Consider the following 15893-nt stretch of genomic DNA (forward strand, 5'->3'; position numbering starts at 1 on the left):
CATTCACTTCCGGTGATAGTCAATTCTCCCTAAGCTGATCAAACAACAAGCGATGTGATCGTCATCACCGACCGGAGTAATGCATCGCAGGGGACTTTCGGGTGGCGGACCAGCCACCACATGTCGAAGGAGACAGCGGGACATGACTCAGACAAATACTTTTCCTCAGGCAACCGCGCCGGGTGCGCTCGACGCGATCCTGGACAGGGTCGAAGCAAAGCTCGCACAAGACCTCGTGCCTGCCGAGATCTTCAACGACCAAACGGTTTTTGAGGCCGAGATCGACCGGATCTTCACCAATAATTGGGTGTTCGTCGCGCACGAGACCGAGATTCCCAATGTCGGCGACTTCGTGCAGCGGCGCATCGGGACGGATCCGGTGATCGTGACCCGTGACGGCAAGGGCGGCATCAACGTCCTGTCGAACTTTTGTCGCCACCGAGGCACCCAGGTCTGCCAAACGGACAGCGGCAACGCACGGTTCTTCAAGTGCCCGTACCACGGTTGGACCTACAACAACAAGGGTCAGCTCGTGGGCACCCCGCACATGGAGGACGCCTACGGCGAGCGGCTGGATCCCGACGACTGGAGCCTGATGCGCGCCCCCAAGGTGGACACGCGCCAAGGCTTCATCTTCGCGTCCCTGTCCGCCGATGTCCCACCGCTGGACGAATACCTGGCCGGTGCCGGGTGGATGCTCGACGCCATCGTCGGCCTGCATCCCCGGGGGATGCGCGTGGCAGGTCCACCCGACCGCTACAAGGTCAAGGCCGATTGGAAAACCGCGGCCGAGAACTTCTCCGGCGACGTCTACCACATCGATGTGCTGCACTGGGGCACCCAGGAAATCCACGTCTCCCAGGGCCTGGAAAACTCGTGCGAGATCGCCCGGGCCTACCACTTCGGCAATGGCCACAATTTTGTCGGACATGCGTGGACCAAGGCCATCCACCCCGGGTTTACCCTGTGGGGCTACCCGGAGGAGATCAAGTCCCAATTTGATCTTTCGGTCCTTGACGAGGCCCAGCTGAACATGGTCAACCACGAACCACCCACGGTGGGCACCATCTTCCCGAACCTGTCCATGATCCGGTTCGCGACCCCGGCAGTCCCCGGCGGACCGATCTCCGTGGTCACGAGCTTCCGGCAGTGGCAGCCCATTGGACCCGGCGAAATCGAGCTGTGGAGCTGGCAGTTCGTCTGGGATTTCCAGACCCCGGAAGAGGTCCAGGAAAGCTACACCACGGGCCAGTTCGTGTTCGGTTCGGCCGGCATCTTCGAACAGGACGACACAGTTGCCTGGGAGGGAATCCCCCGCGCCGCCGCCAGCCCGTGGGCACGGAAGCAGGGCATGAGTTTCAACTTCCAGCAGGGCAACAATTCCGAGGTCGACCAGTCGCCGAATCCGGACTGGAAGGGCCCCGGCATCCAACGCCCGACCGGCTACGGCGAGCACAGCCAGCTGGAGTTCTACCGCCATTGGCTCAAGGTCATGCGCGGCGAACCGCAGGCCGGCGCCGCATCGACCACGACCACCGAGGAGAACTAGCGCAATGACTGTCACCGAGAATTCCAACCTCGCCACCGCTGCGGATCTGCGCGCCGCCATCACCCAGTTCCTGGCCACCGAGTCGCGCCTGCTTGACGAGGGCCGCGAAGCCGAATGGCTGGACCTCCTGGACGAGGACGTGCTCTATGAAGTGCCGATCCGCCAGGCTTCGGATCCACGATCGCGGGAGTATGCGCAGCCCGGATACCGCATGCGGGACACCAAGGCCCACCTGCGAACCCGCATCGAGCGGTTGGCAACCGGGATCGCGTATTCGGAAGTGCCGCCGTCGCGGACCATGCGGCTCGTGGGCAGCATCGAGATCACACCCACCGACCGCGCCGACGTCATCGCCGTGGCCAGCGCCCTGCTCTTGTACCGGCAGCGCGGCATCGATCCCCATTTCGACTTGGTCCCTGCCCGGCGTGAAGACACCATCAGGATCACCGCCGAGGGACCACGGCTGTTGACGCGTCGCGTGTTGAACACCGAAACCTCGCTGGAAACGCCCAACCTGGCGGTGTTCCTGTGATGAACCAATCCACCGACATGCTGAGGGAAACCATGCACCAGGTAAGTCTCGATACGGCGAGGTGCCGCGCCTACGGTATTTGCGTCGGAATGGCGCCTGACGTTTTCGACCTGCCCAAGGGAAACCCCGCGGCCATCCTGCGTCGCCAGGTCATTGGCGAAGAGGACTTCGATGACGTCGAGGAGGCCGTCCTTTCCTGCCCGGCACAGGCACTGAAGCTGTCGAGGATCGAGAACGGATCATGACCGCCCAGCTGGAGAAGATCGTTATTGCCGGTGCCTCGGTGGCCGGCACCACCGTCGCGGACGAGCTGCGCCAAGGTGGATTCACCGGAACAATCACCATGCTCTCGGATGAGCGGCATCTGCCCTACGACCGTCCCCCGCTGTCCAAGCAGATGCTCTCCTCCGATTCAACGACCGAGCCGATCGCACTTCGCGACCCCGGGCACTTTGTGGAGCTTGGCATTGATTTGCTGCTGGGGCACGGCGCTGCCGGGTTGGACATCGACAGGCGGTATGTCATCACCACCGATGGCGACCCGCTCCCTTGGGACGCCCTGGTCATCGCCACCGGCAGCCGGCCCCGCACCGTCACCACCGTGGCAGGCGAGTCCCTGCCTTCGCTGCGAACCGTGGAAGACGTGTTGGCCATACGCGAGGCAGCCGCCGAGTACGGCCGCGTAACTCTGGTCGGCTCCAGCTTCATCGGCATGGAGATCGCGGCTTCCCTGCGTTCGCGTGGCATCGAGGTAACAGTATTTGGAGCCATGGATCTGCCTTTAAACCAAGGCGTCGGGCCGGAAGTGGCAGCCGATCTGAGGGATCTGCACCTCGGCCACGGAACGGACCTGCGTCTGGGTGCCCTCATTGTCTCGGTTGCCGGATCCCGGGGAAACTATGAGCTGACGCTCGCCGACGGAAGCGTGCACCGTACACCGTATGTCATTTCAGGCATCGGAATCCAACCCAATACCGAGTGGCTCATCGGGTCAGGCGTCGAACCGGACCCGGCATTCGGCGGCGTTCTTTGCAACGCGGCCGGGCGCACCAATGTCCCGGGCATCTGGGCTGCCGGCGACGTCGCCCAGTACGACCATCCCGTGCTTGGCCCCCGGGCCCACGTCGGTCACTGGACCAACGCCGCTCAGCAGGCCCGGCACGTCGCGGCCAACATCCTTGCCGCGCGCGAGGACCCATACACCGCAATTCCCTACTTCTGGACCGACCAGTTCGACCGCAAGATCCAATGCCATGGAAGGCGCCACCCGCAGGACTCGTCCGTGGTGGTCGAGGGCTCGATCGAATCCGGCGAGTACCTCGTCCTCTACGGAAGCGCCGGAAACTTCCACGCCGTTCTCTCATGCGGGCGCGACCGCTCCTTGAGAAAGTACGTGAAGCTGCTGCGCCGCCAGGCCAGCTGGGACGAGGCGCTGGCCGAAGCGGGCCAATTGCATTCCACCGGAATCTGAAAAACTTCTTCATCCAATACATAGGGAGCACCAGTGCAACTGCTAGAAAATCACGTCGTCTTGATCACCGGAGGCGGTTCCGGTTTGGGCCTGGGCGTGGCACGCCATTGCCTTGCCGAGGGCGCCGAAGTCGCCATCCTCGAAGTATCCCCCGGCAAGGTTGCCGACCTTGAAGCCGAGTTCGGGGACCGTGTCCTGGTTCGCCAGGGCGATGTCCGCAGCATCGACGACCTCCAGGCGATGCGCGCCGCCGTCGAGAAGCGATTCGGGAAACTCAACGCCCTCATCGGAACCCAGGGTGTCTTCGACGGCAACCTTCCGCTGGCGGAGACTCCGCTCGAGAAGATCCCCTCGCTGTTTGACGAGCTATTCCAGGTCAACGTCCTGGGCTACATCCTCTCGGCCAAGATCTTTGTCGACCTCCTGGAGCAGAACGACGGGGCGATCGTCTTGACCTCGTCCACCGCAGCCTACGCCGCAGATGGCGGCGGCCTCTTCTATTCCGCGAGCAAGGGCGCTGTTCGAAGCGTCGTGAACCAGCTGGCCTTCGAGTTCGCACCACGGGTGCGGGTCAACGGCATCGCCCCTTCCGGGATTGCCAACAGCCAGCTTGCGGGTCCTCGATCCTTGGGTATGGACCACATGAAGCAGTCCGATATCCCCAAGGAAAACTTCTTGGCCCAGTTCCAGGAACTCATGCCGCTCAAGCACCTGCCGACTCCGGAGGAATACGGATGGCTTTACGCGTTCCTTGCCTCCGGCCGCAACACCTTGATGACGGGGCAGACGATTGTCGCCGACCAGGGTCTGTTCAACCGCGCGGTCCTGACACAGGACCTGCCCGGTGCAGACAGCGTTGCCGGCGGAATCGGCAAGCCGGAAGTGTCTCTGGCCTAGCGGCCGCCCCTGTCCATCTCCCGCCGTTGTGCCAGGGGATGACTGCGAGTGGTGTCCGGCCCCGCCCGGCGCCGGACACCATTCGCCTCCCGCAAGGGACCCCCCGAACCTCGAGATCGACGCGGCCGGGACGGACGTATCGACTCACAGAAAGAAAAGGATCTGCGATGACCGAGAACCAGATGCTCGCGCCGGCCCCCACGGCCGAAGAGCAGCAGCAACTGGACCAGCTGTACAAGGACTTCGATGCGGAGCATCTCATTCCCTTGTGGACGGAAATCGGGGACCTAATGCCGATGCATCCCAAGCCCCAAGCGGTCCCGCACGTATGGCGATGGAACACCCTGCTTCCGATGGCCCGCCGTGCCGGTGATCTGGTTCCGGTGGGACGCGGTGGAGAACGCCGAGCCATTTCGCTGGCGAATCCGGGGCTTGGCGGGCGCCCCTATGCCACCCCGACACTGTGGGCAGCAATCCAGTACCTGGGCGGACACGAGACCGCCCCGGAACACCGCCACTCGCAGAACGCCTTCCGCTTCGTGGTCGAAGGCGAAGGCGTCTGGACGGTTGTCAACGGCGACCCGGTCCGCATGTCCCGCGGAGACTTCCTGCTGACCCCGGGCTGGAACTTCCATGGCCACCACAATGAAACCGACCAGCCGATGGCATGGATCGACGGCCTGGACATCCCGTTTGTGCACTACACCGATGCCGCATTCTTTGAATTCGGCACCGAGCGGGTCACCGACGAATCCACCCCCGATATCTCGCGTTCCGAGCGACTCTGGTCCAATCCCGGGCTGCGCCCGCTCTCCGGGCTGGACAACACCGCCTCTTCCCCGATCGGCGCCTACCGCTGGGAGCACACCGACCGTGCCCTGCGCGAGCAGCTCCTGCTGGAGGACGAGGGCCATCCCGCCACCGTGCACCAGGGCCATGCCGCTGTCCGCTTCGTCAATCCCACGACCGGCGGCGACGTGATGCCGACCATCCGTGCGCAGTTCCACCGGCTGCGGCCCGGCGTCCGGACTCCGCCCACCCGCGAAGTCGGGTCAAGCGTCTACCAGGTCTTCGAGGGCCGCGGGGCGATCGAGGTCAACGGCGAGACCCACACCGTTGAAAAGGGAGACCTGGTGGTGGTCCCCTCCTGGGCGGAGTGGTCGTTGCTGGCCGAGACCCAATTCGACCTGTTCCAATTCGGCGACCAGCCGATCATGGAACGCCTGCACCTCAACCGCACCTACATCGAAGGAACCAAATAAATGCGCCTCGCTACCATCCGCACCAACGCCGGAACCGCAGCAGTCCGTCAGGACGATGACCAGTACGTGGTCATTGCCCCCTACCGCAGCGTCGATGAGTTGCTGGGCAACCCCGATTGGAAGGCCGTTGCCGCGGAAGCCCGGGGCACGGTCGACGAAGGCACGCTGATCCCGGTGGACGGCGCCGAGCTGGCCTCGGTGGTCACCCATCCGGGAAAGATCATCTGCGTGGGGCTGAACTACCGCAAACACATCCTGGAAATGGGCCGCGAGCTTCCGGAGTACCCGACGCTGTTCTCCAAGTATGCCGAGACCCTCATTGGGGCAAACGACGTCATCGAACTGCCCGTCGAAGACGAGGCCATCGACTGGGAAGCCGAGCTTGCTGTCATCGTCGGCAAGTCGGGGCGCCGCATTGGGCAGGACGAGGCCAACGACTACATCGCCGGATACTCCATCTGCAACGACGTATCCATGCGCACCTGGCAATTCCGCTCCGTCGAATGGCTACAGGGCAAGAACTGGGAGAATTCCACCCCGCTGGGCCCGGTGCTGGTCACCACCGACGAGTGGACCCCGGGCGGAACCATCACCACCAAGGTCGACGACGAAACCATGCAGAAAGCCTCAACCGGGGACCTCGTGCATGACCCGGCCTTTCTGGTCTCCTACATTTCCACGATGATCACGCTGAACCCCGGCGACGTCATCATCACCGGAACCCCCGGAGGAGTGGGTCATGCCCGCAAGCCGCAACGCTACCTGAGTGACGGCCAGGTCCTGGAAACCACCATCGAGGGCATCGGGACCCTGCGGAACGTCGCCAAGGCGGTTGTCACCGCAGCAGCGGCCCTCTAGACGCGCCACCCATGCCACAGCCCGGTGCGGAGAGAGCTGTTACGCAGCCTCCGCACCTGGCCGTTTTTTCGCCACTACATTTCATCTTCAGGAGATACGATGGTCGCCCGCTTGGACCTTACCCAGGACCCCGCACTGCTCGACGCACTGTTGGTAGCCCGACGCGGCACCGCGTTTTTTGGCCGCAAGCTCAATGAGCTGCCCGACGATTCGCTCTCCGGGCAGTCGCTGCTGGCCGGCTGGTCGCGGGCGCATGTCATAGCCCATGTCGGCTACAACGCCCGGGCCCTTGCGCGTCTGGTCGAATGGGCCATCACCGGAGTCGAGACTCCGATGTATTCCTCGCCCGAGGCGCGGAACGAGGAGATCGCCTTGGGCGCCACCCTCAGTCCGATCGCCTTGCGAAACCTCTACGAGCACTCGGCCATCCAGCTCAACGTCGAATGGCGCGACACCCCGGAGAAAGCCTGGAGCCATGAGGTCAAGACCGCCCAGGGCCGTACCGTTCCCGCCTCGGAGACCGTGTGGATGCGCACCCGCGAAGTCTGGCTTCACGCAGTGGACCTGAACAACGGTGCCGGCGTCGCAGAGATTCCCGCCGTGGTGCTCGAGCGGCTGCTGCGCGACATCACCGGAACCTGGCAAACCCGCGGCGACGACAGGGACCTGGTGCTACGGGTCTCGGGCGGCGATTCGCTTCCGGATCTCGGGGATACGACTGCCGCGGATCCCGAGGTTGTCGCCGGCACCCTGGCCGACATCACCGCCTGGGCTTGCGGCCGTTCATCCCGAGGCGTCAGGTCAAACAGGCAAGAACTATCACGGGCCCCCCGGTGGATCTGAGGTTGGAAGTCGGCGAGCCTGTGGCTCCTGGGAACCTTCGGGGCGGAGTTAGCTCAAGTGCGCGTCTCGTTCGGCAGCGACGCTCAGTAAAGGACCGCTCCTAGCGGCTCGCGGCCAGCGCGTCCTGCACCTGCGCGGCGGCCTTTTTCAACGCCGGCAGGACTAGGTTGGCCGCATCCTGGGCACTGACGTGCGACTGCGGACCAACGCTCATGGACACATTCATGGCGGCGACCACGCTGCCATCGGCCTGGAACACCGGCACGGCAACCGAGCGCAGCCCGATCTCGAGTTCCTGGTCCACGATCGCGTAGCCCCGGGCACGAACGTTCTCAAGTTCCGCCCGCAACTCCTCCACGGTGCCGATGCCGTGGCCGGTCGGGGCACTCACGCCCGCGGTCAGCAATTGCTCCAGCACCCCGGGCGCCTGGTAGGCCAGCAGCACCCTCCCCATCGAGGTGTTGGTGGCGGGGAACCTGGTTCCCACCGAGATCCCCACCCGCATGATCGAGCGGGTGTGCACCCTGGCGATGTAGAGGATGTCGCTGCCCTCGAGCACCGAGGCGGAGGCTGACTCGTGGACCAGCGAGGAAAGTTCCTCGAGGACCGGCTCCATCAGCTGTGGCAGCGTGGCGCTGGAGAGATAGGAATAGCCCAGCTGCAGGACCTTGGAAGTGAGCTCGAAGAACTTCCCGTCCCCGCGCACATAGCCAAGTTCCTGCAGGGTGAGCAGGAAGCGGCGGGCGGTGGCGCGGGAAAGATTGGTGCGCTTGGCCATGTCGCTGAGCGTCATGGAGGGGTGTTCGGCGTCGAAGGCGCAGATGACGTCCAGACCGCGGGCCAGTGACTGGACCGAGGTGGAACCGCCCGTGGCCGGGGTGCCGGTTTCCTGACTCATCGCGCTGAACTCCTACGTAGTAACGTGCCCGCAAATGACTGTGCCCGCGCATCTCCGTGCGCGGGCCACGAGTGCGGCTTCCAGGACAACCCCGAAAGCCGCACCCACAAATCTACCGTTTATGCGCCGCGGACCAATTCAACCGGCAGGCGCTCGGCGAGCTCCTCGAAGGAGATGCCGTGGGTCGAGCGCACGAACACCTTGGAATCGGTGAGCTCGAAGATGGCCGACTCGGTGTAGATGCGCGAGACGCAGCCGAGCCCGGTGACCGGGTAGGACAGTGCCTCGACCAGCTTGGATTCGCCGGTCTTGGTGAACAGGCCCATCATGACCCAGGTCGCCTTGGCGCCTATGGCCAGGTCCATGGCCCCGCCCACTGCCGGGATCGCTCCCGGTGCGCCGGTGTGCCAGTTGGCCAGGTCGCCGGCGCCGGAGACCTGGAAGGCCCCAAGCACGCAGACATCCAGGTGGCCGCCGCGCATCATCGCGAACGAGTCGGCGTGGTGGAAGTAGCTGGCGCCGGGGAGCTCGGTGACCGGGATCTTGCCGGCGTTGATGAGGTCTTCGTCGATGTCGTCGCCCGTGGCGACCGGGCCCATGCCCAGCATGCCGTTCTCGGTGTGCAGGGTGACGCCCTGTTCCTCGGTGAGGAAGTTGGACACGTTGGTCGGCTGGCCGATGCCCAGGTTCACGAAGGCGCCTGCCGGGATGTCGGCGGCGACCAGGCGGGCCATTTCGTCGCGGGTCAGTGCCGCGTCGGTGGTGGAGAAGTTGGTGGTTTCGGTGCTCATTAGTTGTTGCCTCCCAGTGCCACGATGGTGTTGACGTAGATTCCCGGGGTCACCACGACCTCCGGATCGATCTGTCCGGTTTCGACGATCTCATCGACCTGGACGATTGCCGACTTGGCCGCGGCGGCCATGATCGGGCCGAAGTTCCGGGCCGTCTTGCGGTAGACCAGGTTGCCGTGGGTGTCTGCGCGCAGAGCCTTGATCAGCGCGAAGTCCGCGTGGATGGGGCTTTCCAGCACGTAGCCGCGCCCATCGATGATGCGGGTTTCCTTGCCCTCGGCCAGCAGCGTGCCGTAGCCGGTGGGGGTGAAGAACCCGCCGATGCCGGCGCCGGCGGCGCGGATGCGCTCGGCCAGGTTGCCCTGCGGGACCAGTTCCAGCTCGATTTCCCCGGCGCGGTAGGCCGTATCGAAGTGCCAGGAGTCGGACTGGCGCGGGAAGGAGCAGATGATCTTGGAAACGCGGCGTTCCTTGATCAACAGCGCCAGGCCGGCGTCTGCCTGGCCGGCGTTGTTGTTGATCACGGTCAGGTCCTTGGCGCCGCAGTCCATGAGCGCGTCAATGAGCTCCATGGGCTGGCCGGCGTTGCCAAAGCCGCCGATCAGGACGGTGGCTGAATCGTGGATGTTGGCCACGGCCTCTGCGGCCGTGGTGGCGATGCGTGGTGCCATCGGTGGTTCTCTCCTTCTAATTCTTGTTGGACACGTACGGAGGGTTCAAATCCCTCCGTCATTGGTCTGTTAGGCGGTGGCGTTCGGGTTTTCCAGGACGACTGCCAGGCCCTGGCCGACGCCGATGCAGATCGCGGCAACGCCCCAGCGCTGGTTTGATTCTTGCAGGCGGCGGGCCAGGGTGCCTAGGATGCGCAGGCCGGAGGCACCCAACGGGTGGCCGATGGACAGCGCGCCGCCCCAGGCGTTCACGATCGAGGCATCGATGTCCCAGGCGCGCACGCACGCCAGTGACTGTGCGGCGAAGGCCTCGTTGAGTTCCACGGCGGCGACGTCCGACCAGGAAATGCCGGCCTTGGCCAGTGCCTTGTTGGCGGCCTCCACCGGGGCGAAGCCGAAGTACTGCGGGTCAAGGGCGGAGGAAGCACGGCCGGCGATGCGGGCCAGCGGGGCTGCGCCCAGCAATTCGCCGCCACGCTCGGAGCCGATGAAGGCTGCCGAGGCGCCGTCGGACATCGGCGAGGCGTTGCCTGCGGTGACGGTTCCGGTGGCTGCATCGCGGAAAACGGTGCGCAACGCACCCAGGGTCTGCGCGGTGGAGTCGGCGCGGACGGTTTCATCCGTCGTGACCTCGGTGCCGCGCTTGTTGGCAGCCGGCACGGAGACCACGAGGTTGTCGTACTTGCCAGCGGCCCAGGCGGCAGCTGCCTGCTGGTGCGAGAGCGCGGCGAATTCGTCCTGGTCTTGGCGGGTGACCTCGTACTTTTCGCGCAGCTGCTCGGTGGCCTCGCCGAGGGACACGGTCCATTCCTTGGGCATGGCGGGGTTGACCAGGCGCCAGCCCAGGGTGGTGTTGGCCAGTTCCAGGTTGGCCATCGGGAACGGGCGCTCGGTCTTGGGCAGAACCCACGGGGCACGGCTCATGGATTCCACGCCGCCAACCAGGACCAGATCCGCATCATCGGTGTTAACCTGGCGGGAGGCGGCGATGGCAGCGTCCAGCGAGGAACCGCAGAGGCGGTTCATGGTGGTGCCGGGCAGCGAGGTGGGCAGGCCCGCGAGAAGGGTGGCCATGCGGGCCACGTTGCGGTTTTCCTCGCCGGCGCCGTTGGCGTTGCCGAAGATCGATTCGTCAATGGAAGCCGGATCCAGCTGCGGGGCGCGGGCGACGAGTTCGCGGACCACGTGCGCGGCCAGGTCGTCGGGGCGATGGGACGAAAGGCTTCCGCCGATCTTGCCGAAGGGGGTGCGGATCGCGTCGTAGAGGTACGCCTGCTTCATGATGTGGGGTCCTGGCTTCCTGGTCAATTTGTTCGCATCGCGAACGCTTGTTCACTAAATGAACTTTATCACCAAGGCCACGGCCCATCAAGGGAAATGACGGAGCTTTCTCAATTCCGCAGAAGCCGTCACCTCGTCCCCCGTTGCAGCCTCACTTCCTTGCTCACCGCGCTCGGTGGAACCTCCATCGGACCCTGGAGATCGATGCGGCGAGCACTGCAACCGGCGGCGCAGCGCACGTAAAGCACCATCCCACCAGAGGTGTTGTGGGCGGATTCAACCATCCAGGCGTGCTCGTGGGCGGGGGTGTGGAGTGTGCCGGAAACGGTTTTGGTGGCGTCTATATGCATCATGCTGACCAATATGCTGTAATGGCCTTATGCATCTCAACCCTTACGGAGAATATGCGGTCCTGCTCGCCGCATCGCTGGCCAACGACCCGCCCGCGGACAGGGACGGCATCATCAACCGGACGCGCGAATTCGGGATGACCATGGATTTCACCCCGGCACCCGATGATCACCGGCTGACTCTTCACGTGGTGGAGGACTGGATGCGCGTCGTGGACGCCACTGATCCCCAAGAGCGGGCCAACCTGCTCAACGAGCAGATGGCAGCCGCGGCCGCCTACCCGCGGCTGGTTGACCACAACGGCGAGGGCTGGCATCTGCACTACAGAGACGCGAACCAAACCCTGCCCTACGTGTTGCGCGCGGTATTCGGAGTCGGAACCGCCCTTCACCTTTCCACCCTCGGCATGCACCGCATGGGACGCTGTGCCGCGGGCGACGTGCCTGGCGACCCCTGTACCCGGGTGGTCATCGACGTGACCCGCAATGGCCGGCAGCGTTACTGCTCGGTGCGCTGCGCCAACCGGGCAGCGGTGCGACGGCACCGTTCCCGCGCCGGATCCACCGCGGGGGCAACCGCCCGCGCCTAAGTTACCGACACGGGGGACGCCACTTTCCTATTCCCTGCCCTTGCCCTCCTCGCCGTCCGGGTCCGCGTCCACCTGCGGGATCATGCCGGTGGCAGGTCGTGGAGGCGTGAGCATCGAGGCGTAGTCGTGCTCGGAAGAGTACTGCAGGAAGGACAGGTGCGCCTCGTAGCGGTCAAGCACGTCGTTGATGACCTGTGGCTGGGTCAGGCCCATCAGGTCGTAGCCCTCGGTGCCGGTCTGGGTGAAGACCTCGAGGCGGAAGTACACGTCGATCTCGCGGGACATGGTGCGCGCACCGAACGCCGGCACCGGTGCCTCGACCGCGGCCACCTGGTAGTGGAAGTTGCGGTGGTCGTGCATGTGGACCACCAGGGTGTGCTCGTCGATGTGGGTTTTCGCATTCGGTGTGGAAGTCAGTATCGCGTCGTAACCCAGCTGCTTGAACTCGTCCTTCACGTCCACCAATGCCGGGTGGATGACCTTGTCCACGTACTGCGCGACGGATTTGTTGGACGGGTAGGCCCGCAGCTGCCCCAGTCGTTGGCGCCATGACTTCTCCGGGGCCGCGCCGCCGTGGGCGGCGACCGAGCGGCGGCGCATGACCTGGCCCTCGCGCTCGGCGCGCTCCATCCGCAGGACCTTGGAGAAGGAGGCCATGACCAAGTAGGCAATGATCGTCACCGGCAGCGCGAAGATCAGCGTTGCGTGCTCCATGGTGGTCACCCCGCCTGCCACCAGCATCGCCACTGTCAGCACCGCAGTGACCAGCGCCCAGAAGATGCGTAGCCACTTGGCCCCGTCCTGCGAGGGATCGGGGATGGAGGACGAGAAGTTCGACATGACCATCGCGCCGGAGTTGGCGCTGGTCAGATAGAAGAGCAGCCCCGAGAGGGTGGCCAGGCCGATCAGGAAGGGGGCGCCGGGGAACATCTCCAGCAGCGCGTACCAGCCGTGTTCCGGGCTCTCGATGGCCAGTTTCGCGAATTCCGTGTTGCCGCCCAGGACCTCGTTCATGGCGCTGTTGCCAAAGATCGAGACGATGAAGAAGTCGCAGAGCACCGGTGCGGTGATCGCGGCAATGACGAATTCGCGCAGCGTGCGCCCCCGGGAAATACGGGCCAGGAAGAGTCCGACGAACGGCCCCCAGGCCAGCCAGAACGCCCAGAAGAAGAGGGTCCAGCTGCCCATCCACTCGGCCCCGCCCTCCTCGTAGGCAAAGGTCTGCAAGGTGCGTTCGGGCAGGGTGAAGATGAAGCGCCCGATGTTCTCCACCAGGGCTGTGAGCAGGAAGGAGGTTTTTCCGGTGATGAGGATGTAGAGCATCATGGCAGCGGCCGACCAGAGGTTGAGCTCGGAGACCAGCCGGATGCCCTTGTCCACCCCGGAGGTGCAGGCGGCAATGGTCATGATCACGGCCACCAGCACCAGGGCTATCTGCAGGGCCAGGCCTTCGGGCAGTCCGAAGAGCCAGGAGAATCCGACGTTCAGGAGCACCACGCCGATTCCCATCGAGGTTGCCACGCCGAACACGGTGCCTACAAGTGCGAAGATGTCGATGACGTCTCCGGTCACGCCGCGCACGCGCTTGCCCAGCAACGGATACAGGGCGGCGCGGATCGACAGCGGCATGCCCCAGCGGTAGGCGAAGTAGCCCATGGCCATGCCCAGCAGCGCGTACATGGACCACCCGGCAATGCCGTAGTGGAACATCGTCCACACCACCGCGTCCTGCGCGGCCGCTGCGGATTCCGGGTCAGCCGAGGGCGGTGCAATGAATTGGGTGATGGGCCCGGTCACCGAGTAGAAGAGCATGTCGATGCCCACGCCGGCGGCAAAGAGCATCGCTACCCAGGTGAAGAGGTTGTATTGCGGGCGTGAATGGTCCGGGCCCAGCCTGACGCTGCCCTCCTTGGAGAAGGCCACCCAGAGGACGAAGAGCACCACCAGGGTGACCGTCAGGACGTAGTACCAGCCGAGGTTGATGGAGATCCAGGAGACCGCCGTGCGCATCACTGCCGCCGCGTTCTCCGGCACGAGGATGGCCCAGATGGAGAAGGCGAGGATGATGCCGGCGGAGATGACGAAGACGCGCCAGTTGACCGTGGGGTCGGGGTGCTCAACGAGTTCGGACGGTCCCTTGCTCAGCTCGGTGCTGGTCATCGGGGGACGGAATTCCTCGGCGACCGGATCCTTGCGCCGTTCACTGACGCCAAAGCGGCTGCGCTCCACCATCGGCTGGAGGCGTTCTTTCCCCGTCCCCTGGGTGTCTTCTGGCTCAGCCACGTGGTTCTCCTTTTGCTTAGTGGACCAGAGGCTGCCGGATGGCCATCCAAGAAATCAAGAACCGCTTATCAAACCGAATGAGTTGGGGTCGGATGAACCTATGCGCCTGGTCGTCTTGCTCCCTCATCGTAGGCTTCCTCGGTACGGTTCGGAGACATTTCATTCGGTTACCTTTGTCTCCGCATCGGTTGTGAAGTCGGCTTTTGCGCGGCTTGGGCTGCATGCCGACTGTTCTACAGTGGATCCATGGCCAATTCTCCGAGCGGGGACTCGATGCTGGACCGCCTTGTGCGGATCCTTGATGCCTTTGACGCGCAAAACCCCACCCTGACCGTCAACGCGCTCGCCCGCCGGGCAGATGTCCCCCGGGCCACCACGTACCGGCTGCTGGAGAACTTGGTGTCCCACGGCCTGCTGGCGCGCGATTCAGACGGACAGGTGCGGCTGGGGTTGCGATTGTGGGAACTGGCCAACCGGAGCGCCTCCACGCTGAACCTGCGCCAGGCAGCATTGCCCTTCATGGAGGACATCAACCAGCTGGTGGGACAAAACACCCAGTTGGCGGTGCTGCACGAGGACGACGTGCTGGTCATCGAGCGACTTTCCCGCCCCGGTTCCGTGGTCAACCAGGCCAATGTTGCAGGGCGCATGCCGGTGCACCTGACCTCCATGGGCATGGCGCTATTGGCCTACTCCCCCGCCAATGTGCTGGAGGCGTATTTGGGGCGCCATGGAGAAATCATGTTCGGCCAGCACCCCAGGCTGCGCCACGAGCTCGCCGAAATCCGGCGCACCGGGTACGCCACCTTTGACGGGTTCATCGACACCGACACCACCGGTGCGGCTGTTCCGATCCTGGATGAGCGCGGGTATGCCTTGGCTGTCTTGTCAGTCGTGGTCCCGCTCGGATCCGATTTGCTGCCCGCGGCGGTCATGGCTCTGCAGACAGCGGCGCGCGGAATTTCCCGAGCTCTTGGTCCGGGTACGGAAAACTGACGCGCAGGCCGCTCGCGAATTACGGGCATGTCGCCTGGCCAAGGCCACGCTCTGCGGGGAATTCACGGAATCCACCACGTCGTCGGGCGCGGGCGCGCCCCTCCTGTTCACGTAGTCGCCCAGGAGGGGCACAACAGCCAATGGGCATAGGACTTCATGGTCCCGGCATCGGACTACGGGTGTCCGCGGCCTACGTTTTCAAGTGTTCCTTCCGCGCCCGTAACCGCCGGATCATCCGACTTCGGCGAACGCATGAATGCGATGGCGGCCGCTGCCACCAACACCACGATGCCCACGCCCAGGTACAGCTGGCCTGCGGTCCATGCGGCATCCAGCAGCGCGCCGGCTGCCAACGGGGCGAGGATTGCACCGAAGCGCCCGATGCCGATCGCCCATCCGACACCCGTGCCGCGGGTTTGCGGGGCATAGGAAGCCGGGGCCAAGGTGTACAGTCCGGCGATGCAGCCATTGATGAGCATGCCCACGACGATGCCCATGGCAAACGCGAGAGCCAGGATGCCCACCGCCGAAATGAACACCACCATGGTGATCGAGGAGAGCACGGTGAAGGCCAAGAGCACCTTGCGCGTTTGCCATTTGGTGGTCAGCGCGCCAAAGAGC

16 protein-coding genes are annotated in these 15893 nt (G+C 64.6%); 10 read left to right on the top strand and 6 right to left on the bottom strand.

The annotated features are described in order from the left end of the window. Positions 1-142: 142 nt before the first annotated feature. From ACLQ7E_RS15295 to ACLQ7E_RS15330, 8 genes are all read left to right on the top strand, one after another. Positions 143-1549, top strand: coding sequence for an aromatic ring-hydroxylating oxygenase subunit alpha (locus ACLQ7E_RS15295; protein ID WP_411733439.1), 1407 nt, complete (start codon positions 143-145; stop codon positions 1547-1549). Between the two features lie 4 nt (positions 1550-1553). After that, a complete protein-coding gene (locus ACLQ7E_RS15300) occupies positions 1554-2081 on the top strand; it encodes an aromatic-ring-hydroxylating dioxygenase subunit beta (protein WP_411733440.1) in 528 nt (175 codons plus the stop codon). Further along, a complete protein-coding gene (locus ACLQ7E_RS15305; RefSeq protein WP_411733441.1) occupies positions 2081-2326 on the top strand; it encodes a ferredoxin in 246 nt (81 codons plus the stop codon). The genes ACLQ7E_RS15300 and ACLQ7E_RS15305 overlap by 1 nt, the downstream gene beginning before the upstream one ends. After that, positions 2323-3552: an NAD(P)/FAD-dependent oxidoreductase gene (locus ACLQ7E_RS15310; protein ID WP_411733442.1), complete on the top strand. Its 1230-nt coding sequence runs from the start codon at positions 2323-2325 to the stop codon at positions 3550-3552. The genes ACLQ7E_RS15305 and ACLQ7E_RS15310 overlap by 4 nt, the downstream gene beginning before the upstream one ends. A 33-nt stretch (positions 3553-3585) precedes the next feature. Continuing rightward, entirely contained in the window at positions 3586-4449 is an 864-nt protein-coding gene (locus ACLQ7E_RS15315; protein WP_411733443.1) for an SDR family oxidoreductase, read from the top strand. A gap of 167 nt (positions 4450-4616) precedes the next feature. Further along, on the top strand, positions 4617-5711 hold the full coding sequence (locus ACLQ7E_RS15320; protein ID WP_411733444.1) for a cupin domain-containing protein: 1095 nt from the start codon (positions 4617-4619) through the stop codon (positions 5709-5711). Further along, positions 5712-6569: a fumarylacetoacetate hydrolase family protein gene (locus ACLQ7E_RS15325; protein ID WP_411733445.1), complete on the top strand. Its 858-nt coding sequence runs from the start codon at positions 5712-5714 to the stop codon at positions 6567-6569. A 99-nt stretch (positions 6570-6668) separates the two neighbouring features. Beyond that, positions 6669-7412 carry a maleylpyruvate isomerase family mycothiol-dependent enzyme gene (locus tag ACLQ7E_RS15330; protein ID WP_411733446.1) on the top strand — a complete coding sequence of 248 codons (744 nt, stop codon included), beginning with the start codon at positions 6669-6671 and terminating at the stop codon, positions 7410-7412. 100 nt (positions 7413-7512) lie between these two features. Here ACLQ7E_RS15330 and ACLQ7E_RS15335 read toward each other — a convergent pair whose 3' ends face one another. From ACLQ7E_RS15335 to ACLQ7E_RS15350, 4 genes are all read right to left on the bottom strand, one after another. Further along, on the bottom strand, positions 7513-8310 hold the full coding sequence (locus ACLQ7E_RS15335; protein ID WP_411733447.1) for an IclR family transcriptional regulator C-terminal domain-containing protein: 798 nt from the start codon (positions 8308-8310) through the stop codon (positions 7513-7515). A 119-nt stretch (positions 8311-8429) separates the two neighbouring features. Continuing rightward, entirely contained in the window at positions 8430-9101 is a 672-nt protein-coding gene (locus ACLQ7E_RS15340) for a 3-oxoacid CoA-transferase subunit B (protein ID WP_411733448.1), read from the bottom strand. Beyond that, positions 9101-9772, bottom strand: a complete 672-nt coding sequence (locus ACLQ7E_RS15345; protein ID WP_411733449.1) for a 3-oxoacid CoA-transferase subunit A — start codon at positions 9770-9772, stop codon at positions 9101-9103. Before ACLQ7E_RS15345 ends, ACLQ7E_RS15340 begins: the two co-directional genes overlap by 1 nt. 69 nt (positions 9773-9841) lie before the next feature. Then, positions 9842-11053, bottom strand: a complete 1212-nt coding sequence (locus tag ACLQ7E_RS15350) for a thiolase family protein (protein WP_411733450.1) — start codon at positions 11051-11053, stop codon at positions 9842-9844. A gap of 379 nt (positions 11054-11432) precedes the next feature. On the opposite strand from ACLQ7E_RS15350, the gene ACLQ7E_RS15355 reads away from it, so the two are divergent. Beyond that, positions 11433-11993, top strand: a complete 561-nt coding sequence (locus tag ACLQ7E_RS15355; protein ID WP_411733451.1) for a CGNR zinc finger domain-containing protein — start codon at positions 11433-11435, stop codon at positions 11991-11993. A 27-nt stretch (positions 11994-12020) separates the two neighbouring features. On the opposite strand, the gene betT is transcribed toward ACLQ7E_RS15355, so the two are convergent. Then, on the bottom strand, positions 12021-14225 hold the full coding sequence (gene betT / locus ACLQ7E_RS15360) for a choline BCCT transporter BetT (protein WP_411733454.1): 2205 nt from the start codon (positions 14223-14225) through the stop codon (positions 12021-12023). A gap of 297 nt (positions 14226-14522) precedes the next feature. Here betT and ACLQ7E_RS15365 point away from each other — a divergent pair, with 297 nt between their 5' ends. Next, positions 14523-15272 carry an IclR family transcriptional regulator gene (locus ACLQ7E_RS15365; protein ID WP_411733452.1) on the top strand — a complete coding sequence of 250 codons (750 nt, stop codon included), beginning with the start codon at positions 14523-14525 and terminating at the stop codon, positions 15270-15272. A gap of 173 nt (positions 15273-15445) precedes the next feature. Here ACLQ7E_RS15365 and ACLQ7E_RS15370 read toward each other — a convergent pair. Then, positions 15446-15893: MFS transporter (locus ACLQ7E_RS15370; RefSeq protein WP_411733453.1), on the bottom strand; the 448-nt coding region annotated here is incomplete at its 5' end.

This window comes from Paeniglutamicibacter sp. (assembly GCF_046714615.1).
In the GTDB taxonomy this organism is placed as follows: domain Bacteria; phylum Actinomycetota; class Actinomycetes; order Actinomycetales; family Micrococcaceae; genus Paeniglutamicibacter.